Consider the following 21,279-nt stretch of genomic DNA (forward strand, 5'->3'; position numbering starts at 1 on the left):
TACAAGTATAAATGTTTTTTAAAGTTACATTTTGTTTTAACTGATTTAATTTTTGTGTGCAAGTTGTGTGCAAATTTATTAAATTTGAGTTTATACATTCAAAAATATTTAATAATGTCTGCTGTAACATTCTCTTATCGTTCTACAAAAGAAAAAGCACCTTTAGAAGTTCGTTTATCATTTCGGATTGATGGAAGTAAAAACCCTTACTCTTTTTATTGTCGTTCTAAAATTATTGTTGAAAAAGTTTATTGGAAAAATTTACATACTAAAACTGATTTTCCTAACTACAGAGATATTGACAAACAAAATGAAGTAAAAGAAATAAAAAACAAGCAGTTTGCTATAAATGAAGAAATTGAAAATATCAGAACTCATATATTAACGGCTTTTGATTTAGTACCAAGCGATGAGGTTTTAAAAGTAGTAAATAAAAAATGGTTAGAATACCAAATTGATATTTATTACAACCCTCCTAAAACTGAGGAAGAAGAAGAACAGGCTAAAATTCCAACAGACTTAATCAGTTATATTGATTATTATTTAGACTATCGTAAACACGAAATTTCTGAATCATTACGTAAAAAAAACAATGTTGTTAAAAACAAATTGATTCGTTTTCAAAAGGAACGAAAAAAAACAATTTTGATTAAAGATGTCAACGATAAATTCAAACAAGAGTTTGTATCATATCAAAAAAATAATGGGTACTCTCAAAATACAATACAAAGAGAGTTAGTATTTATAAAGACCTTTTGCAGACACGCTTCATTTCAAGGCTTACAAACTCATCAACAAATGGAAGGTTTACGAATAGATAGAGAAAAAGTAACTCCTATTTATTTAACTTTTGAAGAGATAGAACAAATAAAAGAAACTAATAATTTACCTGAGTATTTAGATAATGCCCGAGATTGGTTAATAATTAGTTGTTATATGGGGCAAAGAGTATCGGATTTTATGCGATTTAAAAAAGATATGATTCGTATTGAAAGTAATGAGATGTTTTTAGAGTTTACTCAAGTAAAAACTAAAAAACCTATGACAGTACCAATACACCCAAAAGTTATTGAAATACTTGAAAAGAGAAACGGAGATTTTCCAAGACAAATATCAGATGTGAATTACAACTTATATATAAAAGAAGTTTGCCAACGAGCTGGACTTACACAAATTATAAGTGGAAGTAAAAAAGTAGAAACAGCACCAAAGAGTAAACAATATAGAAAAGTATCAGGAGAATTTCCTAAATATGAACTTATAACCTCCCATATTGGAAGGCGTTCTTTTGCAACTAATTTTTATGGAAAAATACCTACTACCTATTTAATTTATACCACAGGACACAGTAGCGAAGCAATGTTCTTAGCATATATCGGAAAATCTAATAAAGATTTAGCAAAAGAAACAAATAACTATTTTAAAAATTTAGGTTAATAAAATTAAACACAATTATAATGAAAGCTGAAGTTACAATCAAAAACAATTTTTATCTATATCTACACTTAAACGAAGATTTTAAAAAAGCATATAATGATTTAATGAATAAAAGTTCTTTATTTATAGAGTTTGAAAATGATATTGCTTTCATGTCTGAGTTTCAAAATGAATTTAGTAAAACTGACACTACTCCAAACGTTCATAAGTATTTAAGATTAATTTATACCGAAAAACAAATTTTGTCAACGATTTATAAAAGCCACGGTATCGACAGCAGAGGCGAATATACTCCTTTAGAAAGTGAATTAGACAAAAGAAAAAATCAACTTTATAAATTAATAAATGATAGTAAAGAACCTAAAGAATGTTACACTCACAAAATAGAGGAAACAAATATTTATAAACAATTTAAGGCTATAGAAGAAATTTTAAATCGTTTCAAAGAAATGAAAGGTTTTGATACGTCAGTAGATAGTTTAGTTAAACAAGCAGAAGAGTTTGGTAAAGGTTTAATTTCAGAAATACAAAATATAAATTACGAGCCGATAAGAAATAGAATAATTGAAGTTATAATAAAGGATAAAGAAAACTTTAATTCTTATCTAAATGGCTACAACAACAGAAATTTCAAGGCACAAGAGTTTAACGATAATTACGCAAAAGCTAAAATGTATTTAAATAATTATTTGAAACAAATTTTAGAAACAAAGAATCAACAAGTTAAAACTGAAAAGTTAGATGAATCTAAAAATATTAATATTTCTTTAGAAGATTTTTTATTCAATCCATCTGATAAACATAAAATACCTTTAATTGTTGAAAAATTTAAAAATGAAAAAGGTAAAAGTATGGCTATCGCCATTTATCTACTTAAAGAATTAAATATTTTTAATTATGAATTAAACAGCAAAACAAAAGGTAGAGCAAACCTTGCAATATTTCTTAATCCAAATATAAAAATGAATGGAGTAAATATGCATTTTACCTCTAACACTTATAATTTAAAAAGTTTATACCCAGATGATTTAAACCAAACAAAACAATGGTTAAATGGTTTATAATGGTCTAACCATTTACAACCATTTGATTTACTTTATTATACAATCAATTATATTCAATTTAGCATTTCCAATTGGAGGTAAAACCCTGACGAGGGTTAATGTTTAAGTTGAATATGAAATTAAATGGAGAATTTATTATTAAGTCCAATTAACACGGACACACTTATTGAAAAAATAGCTCAAAGAACAGCAGAACTATTAATTAATCAAACACCTCAACGTCAGGAAACCGAAAAAGAGGAACTTTTGACACGTTCAGAAGCAATGCAGTTTCTTAAAATTACCACTGCAACTCTTTGGAGGTACGAGAAGAAAGGTAAAATCACTTCACACGGTATTGGTGGGAAACGCTATTTTAAAAAATCGGAGTTAGAACAAAGTTTAATCCAAAAAAAATAGAGCTATGAGTACACAAAATACAAATAGCTCTAATATTCTTGTAGCTGAGAATATGAGTAAATATACGGATTTTATAACAGTATGGCAAACAGACTTTACTTCACGAATAAAACAAGCCTTAAACAGTCAAAAGCACGTTTTTACAATAAATGATGCTATTGAAAAAAGTGAAGGTAGACGTACACCTTTAGATAATGTATTTATAGAGCATTTTAAATTTATAAGCTTAAATCCATTAGGAAAAAACGATTACTTCAAGTATCTAAATAGTTATAAAAACGGTAAAAAGCTAGATGAAAAGTATTTTAAACACGATTTAGAATTATTACATCAATTATATAAAAAGGTAGATGAAAACCCAAGTTATACACCATTTTCAAAAAACAATTGGGAAAAGTACGTTTTGTTTATGCTTCTAAAGTTCACAGGTTTGTATGAACCCGAAAAAATGGACGAAGTTTTTAACGTTAAAATCGATGAAAATCGGGAATACAATCCAATAACATCTTTATCACGTCCTTTACGTGGAATGTTACCACCATCACTTAAATTAATAGAATTTGACATTTACAGAGCGTATCCAACTTTTATTGATTTAGAGTTAGATATTAGCCGAAATGAAGACGTTTACAGCTTAATAGACAAACGAAAGTTTAATAAACTAATAAATATTCATAATGAGATTGAAGGCACTTCAATTGAAAGCGTACGCAATGAATTAAGATGTGTTTATGATAATCGAGCTGATGAGGTTATAACAGAAAAACGCTTTTATAATAAAGGGCAAATGTTTCGAGATTTAACTAAATACGAAGCTCACTATATCAACGAATTTGTAAACGCTAATAACATTGTAAAATATGTACGCCTTCACGATGCAGTAATTGTTTTAGAAAATACAGAAATAACTCAAACAGAATTTGAAACGGTTAAATTTACTAGTAAAGAGGTAAAACCGCCAGCAGTTGTAAATGATATGAAAAGTTTTTATCAGATAGATGCAGATAATAAAGTAATTACCGAACCTGTATATTATAAAGAGTTTTTTGAACAAGAAAACTTTGTTCGAGTATCGGAACAGGATAATGACAAAGTAACCATTTTTAGAGATAGTAATAATGTGGTAATACCGTTTAATTATAAAACTGATACCGTTTCGTTTTTATCTAAAAACATAAACGAATACGACACGAGAGAGGTTGAAAACAAAATATCTAAAGACCATAACGGTATTTATAGTGGTTTTTTATTAATACCTCCAAAAGAACTTATTTACTATTCAGATTCAAAAAATGAATTTGGAATACCATTTAAAAATGGTTTTTGTAAATACACTAAAGGGGATGAACAAACGCAAATTTCAGGGTATAAAGAAGTAAACGGATTTTTTGCACAACATCCAACACAAGAAAAAAACTTTAAGTTTAAAGAATATGCTGAACCTTGTGAATTTGAACGTTTTCTTACTATGGTTTCAGTTGCAAAAGACCCATTAAGTGAACAGCTCACAGATGAAGAAGAAAATACAAGAATGCAGTTCTTTAAAATGTTTGGTTATTTATGCCATAGCTACAAAGACCAAAGTTTTAGCCCTGCAATCATTTTATCAGATGAGGGAGCTAATGATATTAGCCGAAAAGGCGGAAGAGGAAAAACTCTAATTACTAAAGCTTTACAGAATGTTAGAAATACCAAAATTAAAGGAGGTAATGAGTTTGATGGTAGTTACAGACACAAGTTTGCAGACCTTGAACAAGAACACAAAATCTATGTTATTGATGATGTATTGGCTGGTTTTAATTATGATGACCTTTATACTAATATTATTGGAGATATTACCTGTGAACGTAAAGGAAAAACAGCAATAACAATTCCTTTTAAAGATGCACCTAAATTTGTAATAACAACAAATTGGGCGGTTCGTTATGACACAGAAGCAACATCAACACATAGACGCTTTTTAGAGTTTAAATTAACTGATTATTTTAATCTTGATAATACACCTAATGATGTTTTTAACCATAGGTTATTTGAAGATTGGGATAATGAAGAATGGAATCGTTTTTACAATTTTGTTTATGCTTGTGTAGGTTATTATTTAGAGTTTGGTTTGGATGCACCGAAGTATGATAAAGAAGAAGATAATTTCAAAGCTCATTTCTCTAATAATGTAATTTTAGAAGAGTTTGAACGTGTTTTTAGCATAGTTTCAAGCAATAATAAAAGTTTTAATGTCAGTACCTTTATTCGTCAATACAAAGACCTTGAAAATCCTCTTAAAAATGAAGGTTATTTCCATAAAAACAACACTAAAAAATTGATTGATGTTTATATAAAATACAACAAATTAAACTTTGAGTACAATCAAGCGCAAAGAAAATGGTTTAATAAATCAAATTTTTATATGTAGTTGTAACAATTGTAATATAAAAACAATGCTAATTACGATTATAAATATCATAATGTATTGATAATCAATAGTAATTACGGTAGTGACAGTAAATAATAATGTATCGTGTGAAGAAAAATAATGTACTGAAAAAACAATGTACTTAATTTATAACTATAAAAGATACAGATTAACTGTCATTACCGTAAATCTAAAAATAAAGTGCTAAATAACAATATGTTATAATAAAAATGATTGTAACATCAATTGTAAACCTATTACATTGTTTACGAATGATAGAAAACCAAAGTTCTCTAAACATTTAGGTTTCAAAAAACAGAACAAACATGCCTAAAAAAAACACATTTCCAACTTTATATGATGAGGTTTTACAGCTAAACATTACCAAGCTTAAAGAATGGGAATACCTTAACCCTAACCAAATTCAAAATGGTACTATTAGCTGGAACAGAAACAAAGATAAAATTGCAAGTATTTCAGTAACAGCAAACACAAAAAACGAACAACCTTTTATTGAATTAGATTATAACTATAATGATAAACCCATAAATTATAAAATAAATTTAGTTCGTGTATCATCTAATTTAGGTAAAGGCTTTATTTGGTATTTTCTTTGTCCAAGAACAAATAAGCGATGCAGAAAAATGTATTTAGTAAATCGATATTTCGCACATCGTGAAGCTTTTAAAAACGCAATGTATGAAACGCAAACATATAGTAAACTAAACAGAGAAGTTATTAAAAAATTCAGTCCTTACTTAAAACAAGATAACCTTTACTCTGAATTATATAAAAAGCATTTCAAAAAAACCTATGCTGGCAAACCAACAAAAAAGTATTTACGTTTAATGAGAGAAATACAAAAAGGCGAAAGCATACCTTATGAAGAAATAAAAAAAAGTTATATTCGGTATTAGTTTATTAGATTAACTATTTACAGTTAGCCATATTTATTGTTTATAATTTACTCTTAAACTCTTGATGTAATAATCAGGAGTTTTTTATTGCTTTTAATTATTAGTTATAATACAGCTTATCTATTGGCATTAGTTTTTTGACTAATGTTCCCTTTTTTCTTATCTTTCACACTTAAATAAAAACACTAAAAATGTCTGAAGAACAAAAACGAATCCTAGAAAGCAAACTTTGGGATATTGCCAATATATTGCGTGGTAAAATGAATGCAAATCAATTTCAAGATTACATCTTGGGATTTATTTTCTACAAATACCTTTCAGAAAAAATATTGACAGAAGTAAACGAAGTATTAGCTCCTGATGGAATTACCTATTTTGATATAGAAGAAGGAACAACGCAAGGCGATGCTGATTTAGAAGAACTAAAAGCAATTTTAGTAGAAAAGGTTGGCTATTTCTTAAAGCCTTCTGAATTGTTTTCATCTATAGCTAAAAAAGGAAATGCAAAAGCAGAAGATGATAACGAAGAAAGTATTGACGTTTTTATCTTGGAAGATTTAGAAAAAGTTTTACGCAATATAGAACGTTCTACACTTGGAACTGAATCGCAAGATGATTTTGATAACTTATTTTATGATATTGATTTAAACTCGCAAAAAATAGGTAAAACTCCGTTAGAGCGTAACCAAACAATTGCGAAAATAATGAATGCTTTAAACGAAATTGATTTTGATTTAGCTAATACAGAATCGGATGTTTTAGGCGATGCGTACGAATATTTGATTGGTAAATTTGCCGAAGGTGCTGGACAAAAAGCTGGCGAATTTTATACACCTCAACAAGTTTCTACCATTTTGGCACAACTTGTAACTGCTGATAAAACTAAACTTAAATCGGTTTACGACCCAACGTGTGGTTCAGGTTCTTTACTTTTGCGTGTGGCAAAACAAGTCGATGAGGTTGGTCAGTTTTTTGGACAAGAAATGAACAGAACAACGTACAACTTGGCACGAATGAACATGATTTTGCACGATGTTTCGTATTTAAAATTTGATATTAAAAACGATGATACATTAGAGCGACCACAACACAAAGAACAAGAATTTGAAGCTATTGTTGCCAACCCTCCTTTTTCTGCTAATTGGAGTGCTAATCCTTTGTTTATGGACGACGAACGTTTTTCACAATTTGGAGCATTAGCACCAAAAGGAAAAGCAGATTTTGCTTTTGTACAACATATGTATCATCATTTAACCGAAAACGGAACAATGGCAACCGTGTTACCGCATGGCGTTTTGTTTAGAGGAAGTACAGAAGAAAAAATTCGTAAACATTTTATTGAAGAATTAAACGCTATTGATGCTGTAATTGGTTTGCCCGCTAATATTTTTTTTGGTACAGGTATAGCCACTTGTATTTTGGTATTAAAAAAATGCAGAAAAGACAACGAAAATATTTTGTTTATAGATGCAAGTAAAGGTTTTGAAAAACAAGGCAACCAAAACGTTTTATTGCCACAGCATATAAATGCGATTGTAGATACGTTTAAAAACAGAACAACGGTAGATAAATTTTCGTACTTAGCAACGCTTGATGAGGTACGCAGTAACGATTACAACTTAAATATACCTCGTTATGTAGATACGTTTGAAGAAGAAGAAGCGATTGATATTAATGTCATTGCAGAAGATATAAAACAGTTGGATATTGATTTACATGCCAACCAACAAACCATTGCCGATTTTTGTAAGCAACTAAACATTAATACACCTTTTTAAACGATGGAAAATTTACAACCAAAATTGAGATTCCCTGAGTTTAGAGAGGAATGGATTGAGAAAACTATAGGAAAAGTAATTAAATTTAGGAATGGAAAAGGACATGAAAAAGTAATTGATTCAAATGGAGATTTTATTGTTGTTAATTCAAAGTACATTTCTACTGATGGTTTTGTTTCAAAATATACAAATGAATTAATTTCACCTTTGTTTAAAAATGACATTGTTATGGTTATGAGTGATTTGCCAAATGGTAAAGCATTAGCTAAATGTTTGTTAATAGAACAAGATAACTTATATACATTAAATCAACGAATTTGTGCTTTAACCCCAAATCCACTTCAAAATAATCCATTTTTTTTAAAACACATAATTAGTAGAAATTCTTATTTCTTAAAATTAGATGACGGTGTTAATCAAACAAACTTGAAGAAAAACGAAGTGTTAAATTGTCCTTTAACTATCCCAACCCTACAAGAACAAACCAAAATCGCTGATTTTTTAGGTGCAGTAGATAAGCAGTTGGATATTTTAAACCAAAAGAAAGAAAAACTAAATCTTTACAAAAAAGGCGTAATGCAACAATTGTTTTCGCAACAAATCCGTTTTAAAGACGATAACGGAAACGATTTCCCTGATTGGCAAGAGAAAACGTTGGGCGAGGTTTTAAAATATACTCAACCTAATAAGTTTATTGTAAAATCAACAGATTATAACAATTTGTATAATATTCCTGTATTAACTGCTGGTAAATCTTTTTTATTAGGATATACGAATGAAACGGATAATATTTATAAAAATATACCTTGTATTATTTTTGATGATTTTACAACTTCAAGTCAATTTGTTGATTTTGAATTTAAAATTAAATCTTCTGCAATGAAAATTTTAAATACAATCGGAAATGATAACATAAAATTTTTATTTGAATTAATAAATACAATACATTTTCCAACAGGAGATGAACATAAAAGGTATTGGATTTCTGAATACTCGAAGCTCAAATTATCTATTCCAACAATAGAAGAACAAACTAAAATCGCCAATTTTTTATCTGCTATAGATAATCAAATAGAAGCGGTAGAAAACCAAATAACCAAAACAGAAACGTATAAAAAAGGATTATTACAACAAATGTTTGTGTAAATTTTACAACTTATGACTGCCCAATCAGAACAAGCACTAGAAAATAAAATGATTAAACAATTGGTTAGCAATGGTTACGAGCGTGTAAAAATTACTAACGAAGGTGATTTAGTTGTCAACCTAAAAAAACAACTAGAAAAGTTTAATCATACTACATATTCAGATTCAGAATTTAAGCAAATCTTAAATCATTTAACCAAAGCATTAAATCCGTTTGATAAAGCAAAGGTTTTACGAGATAAGTTTTCGTTTAAAAACGATGATAATGAAACCGTTTACGTGGATTTTTTAAACATGGAACATTGGTGCAAAAACGAATACCAAGTAACCCACCAAGTAACGATGCTCGGCAAATACGAAAACCGTTATGATGTTACAATTTTAATCAACGGTTTGCCATTGGTACAAATCGAATTAAAAAAACGTGGTTTAGAAATTAAAGAAGCGTTTAACCAAGTGTTGAGGTATCATAAACATAGTTACGGTGCTGGTTTAGGTTTGTTTCAGTACGTGCAATTGTATGTGATAAGCAACGGAGCAAATACAAAATATTACACCTACAGCAAAAACCAAGATTTTAAATTTACATTTTATTGGACTGACGAAAAAAACAAACGTATTTCTGATTTAGAAGATTTTACCAACACATTTTTAGACAAATGCCATGTAAGTAAAATGATAACACGTTATATTGTTTTACACGAAGGCAATAAGCAAATTATGGTTTTACGTCCGTATCAATATTATGCGGTAGAAAAAATAATTGATAAAGTAAAAAACAGCACTACCAACGGTTATATATGGCATACAACGGGTTCAGGGAAAACGCTGACTTCATTTAAAGCAAGTCAAATTTTATCTAAACTGCCAAAGGTAGATAAGGTTGTTTTTTGTGTAGATAGAACCGATTTAGATTATCAAACATCAAGAGAATTTAACGAGTTTAGTCCTGGTTCTGTAGATTCTACAGATAATACTAGGAAATTAGTACAACAATTTGCCGATGTAAATACTAAACTAATTGTAACCACCATTCAGAAATTAAACACCGCTATCAGCAAAGAAAAGCACACCAAAGTAATGAGCGATTTAGCGGATAAAAAAGTGGTTTTTATTTTTGATGAATGCCACCGTTCGCAGTTTGGCGATACACATAAACGCATTGTAAAGTTTTTTAAAAACCATCAAATGTTTGGTTTTACTGGAACACCAATTTTAACTGAAAACGCATATTCAAAAAACGGAGTTAAAAAATTAACAACCGATTTGTTTGGCGAACGATTACACGATTACGTTATTACTGATGCAATCAATGATAATAATGTACTGCCTTTTTCAATAGAGTATGTCGGTAGATACAAATACAAAGAAACATCTAAAAACAATTTAGATATTGAAGTAGAAGCTATTGATACCACCGAACTTTTTGAAAGTGATGAACGTATTGAAAAAATAGCCAATTACATTATAAACAACCACGACACTAAAGCAAAAAACAAAGGCTTTACAGCGATGTTTTGCATTAGTAATACCAAAACCTTAATTAAATATTTCGATGTATTTAGGAAGCTAAAAAACGAAGGGAAACACAATTTGAAAATTGCAACTATATTTAGCTATACAGCAAATGAAGATGCAAATGAAGATAAATCAGGAGAAATTCCTGAAGAAAATTTATACTTCAGCAATGCAAAAGTTGATATTCATACAAGAGATGTTTTAGATAAATACATAGAAGAATACAATAAGGAATTTGGTACAAGCTATTCAACCAAAGACAGCAAATCGTTTAACGATTATTATAAGAATGTAGCAAAACGAGTAAGAGAAAAAGAAATTGACATTTTATTTGTTGTAAATATGTTTTTAACGGGTTTTGATTCGCCAAGCTTAAACACCTTATATGTAGATAAAAATCTAAAATATCACGGTTTAATTCAGGCTTATTCTCGTACAAACCGATTAAAAGGAGAAAATAAACCCTACGGACAAATTGTTGTTTTTAGAAATCTTAAAAAGGCAACTGACGAAGCTATCGAATTGTTTTCTAATAGAAATGCAAAAGAAGTTATTATTGTACCGCCTTTAGAAGATTATATTGAGCAATTTAATGAAGCGGTAACAAAACTTTTAGCCATTGCACCAACGTATCAAAGTGTAGATGATTTTTATTCTGAAACTCAAAAATTACAGTTTGTAAAAGCGTTTAGAGAATTGTTGAGGTTAAAAAACCGCATGGATACGTATGCAGATTTTAATTTTGATGATTTAATATTAGATGAACAAGCGTTTAATAATTACAGTTCTAAGTACCAAGATTTAAAACGAGAAGTAGAAAACGCACCTAATAAAGATTCAATTTTAAACGAAGTTGATTTTCATTTAGAGTTGATTCATAAGGATATTGTAAACGTAGATTATATTTTACGTTTATTAGCCAACTTAGAAGAAGAAGAAATTGAAACAGAAACCAAGAAAAAACGTCAGTCAGAAATTTTATCAATGGTTGATAATGACCCTGTTTTAAGAAATAAACGAGATTTAATAGAACGATTTATTATTGAACAACTACCTGTTATAAGCTCAAAAGAAGATGTTACAGAAGCTTTTGAAAACTTTACGAATACAGAGAAGGTAAAAGAGTTTAACTATCTTGTATTAGAAGAAAATATAAATGAAAGTAAATTAAAAGAAGCTTTAGAAAGCTATATGTTTACAGGTAGATTTCCAACAAATAGTGAATTAGTTGAAACACTAAAAGAAAAGCCATCATTTAGAGAACGTAGAACCATTGGCGAACGATTAATTTCTAAAGTAAATTACTTTGCTGACAGATTTTTGAGAGGATGATATTTTAAAGTTTAAAAGCCTTCTTTTTATTTGATAAAAGTAACTTTAAAAACATTTAGTGTGCAAATTGTGTGCAAAAATAAAACTAAAAAAGCCTAACTATTTAATTATCAATAGTTAGGCTTTTGTTTTAGTGGAGTCGCCGAGAATCGAACTCGGGTCCAAACAAGCAATCAGGAAGCTTTCTACACGCTTAGTTTTTTATTAGATTTTCGACCGTTGGCTTGGCAAAAAACAGCCACCAAAAGCTTAGTTCCTAAGATTTCGAAATGCTAGCGAAACAATAGACATCTCTAGGTTTACTTTACGGTTCCCCTTAACAAAGCGCCATAAACCAAGGCTCTTTAGGAGAATTCAGCTCTTCCACCTGGTGGAAACTAAAGGCAATCTTACTATAATTCAGATTAAGCAGCTAAAGCGTAGTTATTTTCGCCGTTTAAAAAGTTCGTTAGATGATATTTACGAGCAATCTAACAACGCTCGACGTGCTTACTAACTAATTCCACTCGCTGTCAATACCGATCGACCCCAATGATTGCCTTAGTTAGCAATGAAATGCAAAAGTACAATTTATTTTTAAAAAATCAAACAAATACTATTTCTTCCTCTTAGAATATTCACATACTGTATTTTATTCGTCAATACTTATTAAAAACTGTATATAATTCTAAAATTATGATTCAAAATAGTTGTGTGAGTCCGAAATAATTCTATATTTGAAAAACCAACCAAAAAACAAACAAACAAATTATGAAATTAGGAATTATTAAGGAGCGTAAATCGCCTCCTGATAGGAGAGTTGTGCTTTGTCCTAAGCAGGTAAAAAAAGCTTTAGACAAATATAACGAGCTGTCTATTAAGATAGAACATTCAGACATTAGAATTTTTAAAGATGAAAACTATGCTTCTGAAGGATTAGAACTATCAAGTGATATGACAGACTGTGATCTTCTCCTTGGGGTAAAAGAAATTCCTGTTGATTACCTTATACCAAATAAAACTTATGTCTTTTTTTCGCACACAATAAAAAAACAAGAACATAATCGCAAGCTCTTACAAGCTTGTTTAGAAAAGAACATTACATTAATGGATCACGAGACATTTGTAGACGGAAAAAACACTAGAATTATTGGCTTTGGTAGATATGCAGGTATAGTAGGTGCATACAATACGCTAAGAGGCTTTGGGTTAAAATATGAATTATTCGAATTAGCCAAGGCTGAAACCTTACTTCACAAAGAAGATTTAATCTATCGATTAAAAAAACAGTACTTCCCTCCTATTAAGATAGTTGTAACTGGAACTGGAAAGGTAGCACATGGTATTATGGAAATACTAGACGGGATGAAAATGAAGAAGGTTTCTAAAGAACACTTCTTAACCCAAAAGTATGATAGACCTGTATACACACAGATAGGTGTTGAAGACTATTACAAAAGAATAGATGGGACTGAAGGAAACAAACAAGATTTTTATGACCATCCTGAACTATACACTAGTGACTTCGATAGATTTACTCGTGTAGCAGATATCCTGATGACTGGGCACTTCTTTAAAAAAGGAGCTCCTGTTATCTTGACAAAAGAGATGCTAAATTCTCCTTTTAATCAAATTAAAGTAATTGGTGATATCTCATGCGATGTAGATCATGGCCCTATAGCCTCTACATTGAAAGCATCTACTATAGCAGAGCCATTCTATGGATATCATCCAGGGAAAGGTACAGAAGTAGAATTTGACCATCCTGCAGCAATAACAGTGATGGCTATTGATAATTTGCCTTGTGAATTACCAAAAGATGCTAGTGAAGGATTTGGTGAAGTATTTGTAGAACAAGTATTACCTGCCTTCTTTAATGGAGATAAAGATAAAATACTAGAAAGAGCTACTATTACTAAAGGTGGTAAACTAACAGATAGATTTAGTTATTTACAAGACTTCGTAGATAATAAAGAATAAATAGGAAAGGCTATCAGAATAATGATAGCCTTTTTTAGTAAAGAATACTTTTTATTTAAGTAATTGTATTTTAATTAGCATTTCTTGTGCATTCTTATTCTCAGCATCTAGCTCTAGTGATTTCTTATAACTTAATAAAGACATTTTATAATCCTTCATTAGAAAGTAAGCTTCTCCTAAGCTATCGTATAAATTAGCATTATTAGTATCATACTGAATCGCTAATTCAAATACCTTTATTGCCTTATCAATCTCTTTTCTCTTCAGAAAGTTATATCCTAAATTATTTAAATAGAATGACCCTGAGAGATAATGTTCTTTATCTGCTTTTAACGTTTTATACTTCTCTAAAGCTAAACTAAAGTTATTTTTAAACTCTTTTTCTAGCAGGGATACTAGGTTTATCTTAGGATAAGTAATTAATGCTGTTTCTATTTTATTATACAATTCTAACCAATCATCTTGTGCAGCATCCGAAGTATTATTCATCATTATTATCATTCCATAACGTGAATCTGGACAAACAAGAATACCACTTTGTACCCCTATTGACGTTCCTGTCTTTCCATAATAAGCACCTTCCTTCAGACCGTATCCCACATCCCAGAAATATCCTTTATCATCACCGTCTTCTTCTTCTTTAAATAATAATCGAGAGGCTTCCTTTATAAAAGGTTGATTGCTTTGTAACTGAAACTTCATAAACTTAGTTAAGTCAGGTAAACTACTTATCATACCATATGATCCACCTAATAGAGGATTTCTTAGTAAAGGAGCTACTTCCCCATTTTCGTTATAACTTATGGCTAATTGTTTCTTATACCTATCATACTCATTTAAAGAAGTCTGCTTCAAGTTAAGCTCATCCAGCAACTCCTGTAATAGCTCTTTATAAGGCTTGTGATATACCTGCTCTAAAATATAAGTAACTAATTCTGGTCCTACTGAGTTATAGTCGTAGAATGTACCTGGTTTCTTATCTAATTTGACTGTTTTTAATTCTTCTAATAGATCAGACATCGTATAACTAAATGGTCTATTTTCATAATATCCCTCTCTCGTCTTCTTATATATTTCATCTAACTCTTTAGGAGCTCTATCTTGAAGCCCCAAAGTATGTGTTACTAAATTCTGAATGGTAATAGGAGTTCCTTCAAACTGCAAATTTGGATAATCTCCTTTTAAATAAGTTCTGATATCATCATTTAGTGTAATCTTTTGCTCTAGAACCGCTTTAGCGACTAAAGAGCCTGCAAAAACTTTAGAAATAGAAGCAATCTCATAGAGTGTATTATCACTAGGTCGTTGTTTGGACTCTTTATCTAATTCTCCATAATACTGCTGATAAACCTCTCCATCTCTATAAATGGCAATCGCTAATGAGTTGACATTACCTTTCTGAAGAGTGCTCTCAGCATATTGATTTATGATCAGACATAGTTCTTTAAAAGATTTATCTACTCCCTTTTCTTGTGATAATTGTTGAATATTATAGTATTTCCCATTTCTATCTTTATATACATCATTTGCCATTCCTGTAAAAGAAATAAACAAAAACGATAATGGAATAATTAATTTATAGTTCATATTAAGAAGGATTAGGTACTTATATTTTAAAGCACTATAATACGATTTATTTTTTATTAACTAACAAATAATCACTCCTTTCCCCTTCATATAGAACGAACAAAGCCTATAAACACACTCTGTGCCTATAGGCTTTGTTTAACCCAGATTAAGCGATAGACATATAAACGAAAAGTAATTATACAAAATAGCTCTGAATTTAAGAAAAAAGCATACAGTAGTATGGTTTTAGAACAAATGAAAGAGATATGAAGTAGAATTGCTTTGCAGTATTTGGCTAATGCTTAATCTGGGTTTAAAATACTTGATTCGTTTTGATATTAAACTACATAGTCAGGCCATTCATTAGGCACTTCACCACTGAATCCCATTTTAGGTAAATTATTTATTTGATCCATATCTTGATCACTTAACTCAAAATCAAAAATATTCATATTATCAATAATTCTTTCTAGAGTATTAGACTTCGGTATTGCTATTGTATTATGTTGTAAACACCATCTTAAACATACCTGAGAGATTGACTTATTATGTTTCTTTGCAATACTGATTAACACCTCATTATTAAACACTTTACCTCTAGCTAATGGTGACCAGGCTTCTATGACAATATTTTTCTTTTCGCAATATGCTTTTAATTCTGGCTGCCAATACCCTGGATGAAATTCTAACTGATTAATAGCAGGGATAACTTTAGCCGTTTCTAATAAAGCCTCTAAGTGCTCTTCCCAAAAGTTACTTACTCCTATTGATTTTATTTTACCTGCAGCTTGTAATTCTTCCATAGCACGCCAAGTATCTGCATTCACTTTTTTCCAATCATCACCGAAGTTTTTATAATTAGCTGGCCAGTGAATTAAATAAAGATCGATATAATCAAGACCTAGTTTCTCTAACGAAATATCAAGTGCCTTTTTAGTCTCTTCATATCCCATATTCTCTCTCCATACTTTTGTAGTCACAAAGATATCTTCTCTAGGAACACCACTCTCTTTTATACCTTGCCCTACTTCTTCTTCATTCTGATATATAGCAGCTGTATCTAGTAAGCGATATCCTTTATCTAAAGCATTTTTTACTGCTAAAACCCCTTCTGTTTTAGTTGCTTTGTAAGTTCCAAATCCGATTGACGGAATTAGATTCCCATCATTAAGTTTTATTTTATTCATCATGTTTTCTTTTAAATAAATTATTCCAAGTGAACTCCTCTAAAGATAATATAAAAAGTCTTTTTTCGGAAAAACAGAAATTAACTTTAGAAGTAAGATAGGTATATCTTTATAGGTCAATTATAAGGTGCCATTCTTATAAATGACGCTGTGAATATTCACTATAAATTACTTCAATTTATATCTCTAGGTAGTTTTAAAAATTGGAATTATGTAAAAGTAAAGGACTGTATTTTTAACCAATTATAAAATGGATATTAAACAGAATTTAATGGATTATTATAAGATACTCCTCCATATCTAATACTTAGACGAATACAAGTTTATTCCTCTGATTTAAATAGAGGGAAGTTAATCAATTGTTCATCAGAGGATTTTATAAATTCCTTTGGGCTAACCCCTGTAAACTCTTTAAACTCCCTTATATAATGAGATTGATCATAATAATCACTCTGATAAGAAAGTGTCGTTAAGTTCTTAAACTTACTCTCTCTTAACAAATCAAGGCTAGACTGAAATCGCATAATTCTTGAAAACAACTTAGGAGACATTCCTATATATTGTTTTACAAGCCGTTCTAATGTTTTCTCAGAAATATTTATTTCATCTTGTATTTCTTTTAATGATTTTCCCTTTTGTAATAATAGAGAGATATAATCTATCTTTTTATTCTCAAATCTATTATACTGAATCTGCTCTAGAAGAAAAGAAGATAATAAACCTATTTTCTCCTCAATAGTATCCGTGTGTACTAGTTGTTCTAAAAGCGTATTAGGGACAATGTCTTCTAAGGCTATATTTTTATTACTAAATTCAATAGCATCATATTTAAATAACGCCTTTAAAGCTGTAGGTTCTAGATATGCTCCGATTATCCTAAAACTCCCCTCTACACTCTGATCTGTAAACTGACTAAACTGTCCATAGACATAGAGTTGTGGAGCTACTTGATGATATTGATCTAAAAATAAGTTAGGCCTATCTTGATAGATTAAAGTGGGTATACCATCAGGAAGTATCTTAAAAGTTTGTTTTTCTGCCTTATCATTTGAGTTTTCTAATACCCAAAAATAACGGACATAATCTCGTAAGGGCAATATTGGGAGGATCTCTCGATAATGCATAACTAAATCTTATTATTACATCAAAGATACTATATTTTTAGACCTTTAATTTCTTCTTTTATATCAAAGTAATTTATAAGAATTTTTCACTCTCCGTCAACTCAGGAATATAGATTAAAAAATCATTCCCTTTTACAATTCTTAGTAAAGTCTGATCTCCTATTTTTAGTTTGCCTTGAGAAATTGCTTTTTGCAAAGGCTTAAGATCAAAACAATACCAATCATTAGTAGTCACAACACCTAAGAAAGAACTGTATAATTTAAGATCATCCATAGTTTCAGCTGCAGTCTTTCCTATCAGTATTATGTGTAGAGATGTTCTAAAGTTAGCGTCTTCTATATTAAATACTAGATTACCTATATCATATATCTCCATTAAACTTTCTCCTTTAGGGGTATGAACTGCTCCAAACTTAAAAAGGTTTTTCTTACTTGACCAATGTGGAAGTTCTTCTAGTAATTGATGCTTCATTACTTGTATTCTTAAGTGATGTTTACCTCCTAAATAAATCTCTCTACTTAACTTTATTGCTTCTAGGTGCTCTTGCTCCTTTGAAGATAGTTTAGTATTAAGTAATAGATTACTCTTTTCTATAAAATCTTCTGAAAATAGATAGGTATCCTCTTCTAAAGCTAATTTATTTGATGTATCTAACATGTGAGAAAGAACTTTAGCAGTCTCTTTATTCTTTGTCTGCTCTTTTAAATAAGAGATAATCAACCTATCAGCATCTAAATAAACTTGTTCTAAACCATATGTTCTTATCCCTTTTTCAACAATTTTTTTATAGAGATAGAAGTCCTTTTTTCTCTCTAAAAATGAAAAAGTAGAACTGTACTCCTTAATAAATTGCTCAAGTTTCTTTTGAGATAATGTCTTAATCTTATTTTCGATAATACCATTTGAATAAGGATCTATCTCCTGAAAGTAGATATCAAATTTAACTGCATCAATTACAGCATTGACAAAATAAGGTACCTCATTTGTAAAGTGAGTTTCCCCAATCAATACAGAATTAGCTTTGCTCATTTCCGTTACTAAAGCATGCCAACCTTGTCCTTTAAAAGACTCTTTCTCAGCTTCTATATTAAAAGTTGAATAGTTCTTTAATATAATACTATCCATTAATTGTTCTTGGCTAAAAATAGCATTAGTCAAAAAAAAGCAGACTACTATAAATAAATACTTTTTCATTTATATTCTTATATACTCATAAAGAAAACGTTTTCCTCTTAAACTAACAATAAAAAAACAAAAATATTATTCTAAATTGCTTGGCTTAAATTGACAAGAATATGATAACGATACAACCTTATGATCCTAAATACTTTGATGAACTAACTTCTTATGAATTAGACGAGCAACAAGCTACGTTTGCTCTTGTGCCAAAGTATATGCTGACTAATCCTGATATTATGGAGAATACAATGCGTACTCAATATTGTATCTTATCTGATGATACCCCAGTAGGCCTATTCTCTTTAGACCTATCTGATGATCGTTTGATATATACAGAGAATAAAGATTCTATTTTACTACGCGCATTATCTATCATGCCTAATCAACAGGGCAAAGGAATAGCTAAAGTTACTATGCTTCTATTACCTGACTTAGTAAGAGAATATTATCCTACTGTAAATGAAATAGTCTTTGGGGTTAACTATGAGAACGCTCTCGCTTATAATCTATACTTAAAAACGGGTTATGAAGATTCTGGAAGAACGTATCAAGGCATTAAAGGCCCTCAACACTGTATGACTAAAAGTATATAGCCTTTTAAAAACTATACAGTTCTAGTAGGTCGAGACAACTTTTCATAGCAGTGAGTCCGTAGTGAGTCCGTTATGAGTCCGTACTCACTCCGTTAAATATGCTATTTTAACGGAGTCATTACAGACTTAATGCTGACAGAGTATAAACCTATTTACAATTAGATCCAATCAGAAGTACATAAGCTATAGGATAACTAAAAAAGAGCTAACTTGTTTAATTAATAAGCTAGCCATTATCCCTTTATTGAATACTAAAAAGTAAATTATTTCTTTTAAATTTAATTTAGAACACTAGTCGCCTTAAAAAGTAATTTATAGTTTATTTCTTTCTTTTAAAGGTGATTTTTATTGTCTATTTAGCTAAAAAAAGAAGAGCAATACTCTTCTTTTCTTCTTAATTTTGCTTTCAAACTAAAAGAGAACACATGAAAGTTAAAGACAAAGTAGTCGATATAGAAACCAATGAAGAGTACATTATCAAAGATATTATAGAGAAAAATAAGTTTATACCTGAGGACTTATACAAGCTTATTTCTGTAACTACGAAGAAAGAAATTCAAGTTTTTAAAAGTACTTTTGAAACTAGTTTTAAATAACCTTTTAAAGGTTATTGTCACTTTTATAAACCAAAAAATCCTACAAACGCTATTGTCTGTAGGATTTTTTATGGACTATAAAAACAACCTCAAGTGACTTATTAGATATTAAATCTAATGGTTACTTATTTACTATTAGTAATTTTTCATTTGCTAATACTAATGCCTCTTCTGCAGTAGAGACTACAAAAAGTTCATGCCCCCAATACTTAAAGAAAATCTCTTTAAAGTCTATTGCTACTTGGCGTTTTTCTTCATTAGGTTCTACTTGTATCATGGCTAATACATTATTGCGTAGTTGCTCTCTATTCTTTTTCATCCACAGGTTCATTTTCTTCATGTGATCCTTGTTACTCTTAGTATCCTTTACATCAGGTGCGCTCACCTCATTAATCATAACAAATTTTTTACCTGTTTTTAGTAATGCTTCATAGTCATTAAAATACTGATCTTGATCATGTCCTTCATTGACAGATTGAATAATTACTTTTACTATAGGGAATTGCTTTGCATCTAATTGACTCATAAATTTTATTTTTTGTAAAGGACTCCTTTTATGGTCAAATGAAAAATGGACATTCAAAAGAAATAGATGGATTATTCGAAGCACTTTATCTATTTCTTCTAATAGATTAGACCTTAGCTGCCCAAATCTCGATCTCCAAATCAATCTCAGGAAGTCCTAAAGCTGAGATATAAGCTACAGTCATAGAAGGATTTCCAGTTTTAAAGAACTCCCTCCATACGCTATCAAAATAATCCCAATCAATCTCTTTAGTTGCCCAAATATTAACTTTTATAATATCAACCTCTGTTAGGTTTTGGCTTTCTAACAAGGCAGCAATATTGCTAAACGTATTGTCTACTTGTTGATTAAAGTCAATTGGTATCACACCATTACCGTCAGTACCTATCTGTCCAGAGAAAGTATAAATAGTTGCATTTTTAGGCACAATAGTGATATGTGAATAATTCCCTACTGGTCTTGATAACGTTGTTGGAGTAGTTCTAACTACTTTTTGAATGTCTTGCATGGTTTTATTATTAAATATTCTAGTGCAAAACTAGAC

At 29.9% G+C, this 21,279-nt stretch carries 17 protein-coding genes and 1 other RNA gene; 11 read left to right on the forward strand and 7 right to left on the reverse strand.

Going from position 1 to position 21,279, the window contains the following annotated elements:
* Positions 1-114 precede the first annotated feature (114 nt).
* From E0Z07_RS13925 to E0Z07_RS13960, 8 genes are all read left to right on the forward strand, one after another.
* Positions 115-1,437: a tyrosine-type recombinase/integrase gene (locus tag E0Z07_RS13925; RefSeq protein ID WP_131540854.1), complete on the forward strand. Its 1,323-nt coding sequence runs from the start codon at positions 115-117 to the stop codon at positions 1,435-1,437.
* Between the two features lie 20 nt (positions 1,438-1,457).
* Positions 1,458-2,501 (forward strand): hypothetical protein, encoded by a 1,044-nt coding sequence (locus E0Z07_RS13930; protein ID WP_131540855.1) that lies wholly within the window; start codon positions 1,458-1,460, stop codon positions 2,499-2,501.
* A gap of 123 nt (positions 2,502-2,624) precedes the next feature.
* Positions 2,625-2,900, forward strand: coding sequence for a helix-turn-helix domain-containing protein (locus tag E0Z07_RS13935; RefSeq protein ID WP_131540856.1), 276 nt, complete (start codon positions 2,625-2,627; stop codon positions 2,898-2,900).
* Positions 2,901-2,904: 4 nt separating this feature from the next.
* On the forward strand, positions 2,905-5,310 hold the full coding sequence (locus E0Z07_RS13940) for a primase-helicase family protein (RefSeq protein ID WP_131540857.1): 2,406 nt from the start codon (positions 2,905-2,907) through the stop codon (positions 5,308-5,310).
* 326 nt (positions 5,311-5,636) lie between these two features.
* Complete coding sequence (locus E0Z07_RS13945; protein ID WP_131540858.1) at positions 5,637-6,227, forward strand: hypothetical protein; 591 nt, start codon at positions 5,637-5,639, stop codon at positions 6,225-6,227.
* A 191-nt stretch (positions 6,228-6,418) separates the two neighbouring features.
* Positions 6,419-8,005, forward strand: a complete 1,587-nt coding sequence (locus E0Z07_RS13950) for a type I restriction-modification system subunit M (RefSeq protein ID WP_131540859.1) — start codon at positions 6,419-6,421, stop codon at positions 8,003-8,005.
* A 3-nt stretch (positions 8,006-8,008) separates the two neighbouring features.
* A complete protein-coding gene (locus E0Z07_RS13955; RefSeq protein WP_131540860.1) occupies positions 8,009-9,151 on the forward strand; it encodes a restriction endonuclease subunit S in 1,143 nt (380 codons plus the stop codon).
* Positions 9,152-9,163: 12 nt separating this feature from the next.
* Complete coding sequence (locus tag E0Z07_RS13960) at positions 9,164-12,001, forward strand: type I restriction endonuclease subunit R (protein ID WP_131540861.1); 2,838 nt, start codon at positions 9,164-9,166, stop codon at positions 11,999-12,001.
* Between the two features lie 131 nt (positions 12,002-12,132).
* Here the strand turns inward: E0Z07_RS13960 and ssrA are convergent.
* Positions 12,133-12,531, reverse strand: a transfer-messenger RNA (tmRNA) gene (ssrA, locus tag E0Z07_RS13965).
* Between the two features lie 220 nt (positions 12,532-12,751).
* Here ssrA and E0Z07_RS13970 point away from each other — a divergent pair.
* Complete coding sequence (locus tag E0Z07_RS13970; protein WP_006260370.1) at positions 12,752-13,960, forward strand: NAD(P)-dependent oxidoreductase; 1,209 nt, start codon at positions 12,752-12,754, stop codon at positions 13,958-13,960.
* A 51-nt stretch (positions 13,961-14,011) separates the two neighbouring features.
* Here the strand turns inward: E0Z07_RS13970 and E0Z07_RS13975 are convergent, their stop codons facing one another.
* From E0Z07_RS13975 to E0Z07_RS13990, 4 genes are all read right to left on the reverse strand, one after another.
* Positions 14,012-15,547: a serine hydrolase domain-containing protein gene (locus tag E0Z07_RS13975; protein ID WP_006260371.1), complete on the reverse strand. Its 1,536-nt coding sequence runs from the start codon at positions 15,545-15,547 to the stop codon at positions 14,012-14,014.
* Positions 15,548-15,867: 320 nt separating this feature from the next.
* The gene (locus E0Z07_RS13980; RefSeq protein WP_006263629.1) at positions 15,868-16,716 is read right to left on the reverse strand and encodes an aldo/keto reductase; all 849 of its coding nucleotides are present in this window, start codon (positions 16,714-16,716) and stop codon (positions 15,868-15,870) included.
* Between the two features lie 323 nt (positions 16,717-17,039).
* Positions 17,040-17,840: a helix-turn-helix domain-containing protein gene (locus tag E0Z07_RS13985; protein WP_006260373.1), complete on the reverse strand. Its 801-nt coding sequence runs from the start codon at positions 17,838-17,840 to the stop codon at positions 17,040-17,042.
* A gap of 73 nt (positions 17,841-17,913) precedes the next feature.
* A complete protein-coding gene (locus E0Z07_RS13990) occupies positions 17,914-19,035 on the reverse strand; it encodes a hypothetical protein (protein ID WP_006260374.1) in 1,122 nt (373 codons plus the stop codon).
* Positions 19,036-19,136: 101 nt separating this feature from the next.
* On the opposite strand from E0Z07_RS13990, the gene E0Z07_RS13995 reads away from it, so the two are divergent.
* Positions 19,137-19,613 (forward strand): GNAT family N-acetyltransferase, encoded by a 477-nt coding sequence (locus E0Z07_RS13995; RefSeq protein WP_006260375.1) that lies wholly within the window; start codon positions 19,137-19,139, stop codon positions 19,611-19,613.
* A 425-nt stretch (positions 19,614-20,038) separates the two neighbouring features.
* Positions 20,039-20,209 carry a hypothetical protein gene (locus tag E0Z07_RS18060; RefSeq protein ID WP_006260376.1) on the forward strand — a complete coding sequence of 57 codons (171 nt, stop codon included), beginning with the start codon at positions 20,039-20,041 and terminating at the stop codon, positions 20,207-20,209.
* Positions 20,210-20,330: 121 nt separating this feature from the next.
* On the opposite strand, the gene E0Z07_RS14000 is transcribed toward E0Z07_RS18060, so the two are convergent.
* Together E0Z07_RS14000 and E0Z07_RS14005 are read right to left on the reverse strand one after the other, a co-directional pair.
* The gene (locus E0Z07_RS14000) at positions 20,331-20,735 is read right to left on the reverse strand and encodes a hypothetical protein (protein ID WP_006260377.1); all 405 of its coding nucleotides are present in this window, start codon (positions 20,733-20,735) and stop codon (positions 20,331-20,333) included.
* Positions 20,736-20,841: 106 nt separating this feature from the next.
* Positions 20,842-21,243: a RidA family protein gene (locus E0Z07_RS14005; RefSeq protein WP_006260378.1), complete on the reverse strand. Its 402-nt coding sequence runs from the start codon at positions 21,241-21,243 to the stop codon at positions 20,842-20,844.
* Positions 21,244-21,279: the final 36 nt, after the last annotated feature.

The organism is Myroides odoratimimus (assembly GCF_004337635.1).
GTDB lineage: Bacteria > Bacteroidota > Bacteroidia > Flavobacteriales > Flavobacteriaceae > Flavobacterium > Flavobacterium odoratimimum.

Excerpts from the sequence above, each read along its gene's own strand:
- E0Z07_RS13925 (WP_131540854.1), top strand. The coding sequence starts at position 115 with ATGTCTGCTGTAACATTCTCTTATCGTTCTACAAAAGAAAAAGCACCT.
- E0Z07_RS13930 (WP_131540855.1), top strand. The coding sequence starts at position 1,458 with ATGAAAGCTGAAGTTACAATCAAAAACAATTTTTATCTATATCTACAC.
- E0Z07_RS13935 (WP_131540856.1), top strand. The coding sequence starts at position 2,625 with ATGGAGAATTTATTATTAAGTCCAATTAACACGGACACACTTATTGAA.
- E0Z07_RS13940 (WP_131540857.1), top strand. The coding sequence starts at position 2,905 with ATGAGTACACAAAATACAAATAGCTCTAATATTCTTGTAGCTGAGAAT.
- E0Z07_RS13945 (WP_131540858.1), top strand. The coding sequence starts at position 5,637 with ATGCCTAAAAAAAACACATTTCCAACTTTATATGATGAGGTTTTACAG.
- E0Z07_RS13950 (WP_131540859.1), top strand. The coding sequence starts at position 6,419 with ATGTCTGAAGAACAAAAACGAATCCTAGAAAGCAAACTTTGGGATATT.
- E0Z07_RS13955 (WP_131540860.1), top strand. The coding sequence starts at position 8,009 with ATGGAAAATTTACAACCAAAATTGAGATTCCCTGAGTTTAGAGAGGAA.
- E0Z07_RS13960 (WP_131540861.1), top strand. The coding sequence starts at position 9,164 with ATGACTGCCCAATCAGAACAAGCACTAGAAAATAAAATGATTAAACAA.
- E0Z07_RS13970 (WP_006260370.1), top strand. The coding sequence starts at position 12,752 with ATGAAATTAGGAATTATTAAGGAGCGTAAATCGCCTCCTGATAGGAGA.
- E0Z07_RS13975 (WP_006260371.1), bottom strand. The coding sequence starts at position 15,547 with ATGAACTATAAATTAATTATTCCATTATCGTTTTTGTTTATTTCTTTT.
- E0Z07_RS13980 (WP_006263629.1), bottom strand. The coding sequence starts at position 16,716 with ATGAATAAAATAAAACTTAATGATGGGAATCTAATTCCGTCAATCGGA.
- E0Z07_RS13985 (WP_006260373.1), bottom strand. The coding sequence starts at position 17,840 with ATGCATTATCGAGAGATCCTCCCAATATTGCCCTTACGAGATTATGTC.
- E0Z07_RS13990 (WP_006260374.1), bottom strand. The coding sequence starts at position 19,035 with ATGAAAAAGTATTTATTTATAGTAGTCTGCTTTTTTTTGACTAATGCT.
- E0Z07_RS13995 (WP_006260375.1), top strand. The coding sequence starts at position 19,137 with ATGATAACGATACAACCTTATGATCCTAAATACTTTGATGAACTAACT.
- E0Z07_RS18060 (WP_006260376.1), top strand. The coding sequence starts at position 20,039 with ATGAAAGTTAAAGACAAAGTAGTCGATATAGAAACCAATGAAGAGTAC.
- E0Z07_RS14000 (WP_006260377.1), bottom strand. The coding sequence starts at position 20,735 with ATGAGTCAATTAGATGCAAAGCAATTCCCTATAGTAAAAGTAATTATT.
- E0Z07_RS14005 (WP_006260378.1), bottom strand. The coding sequence starts at position 21,243 with ATGCAAGACATTCAAAAAGTAGTTAGAACTACTCCAACAACGTTATCA.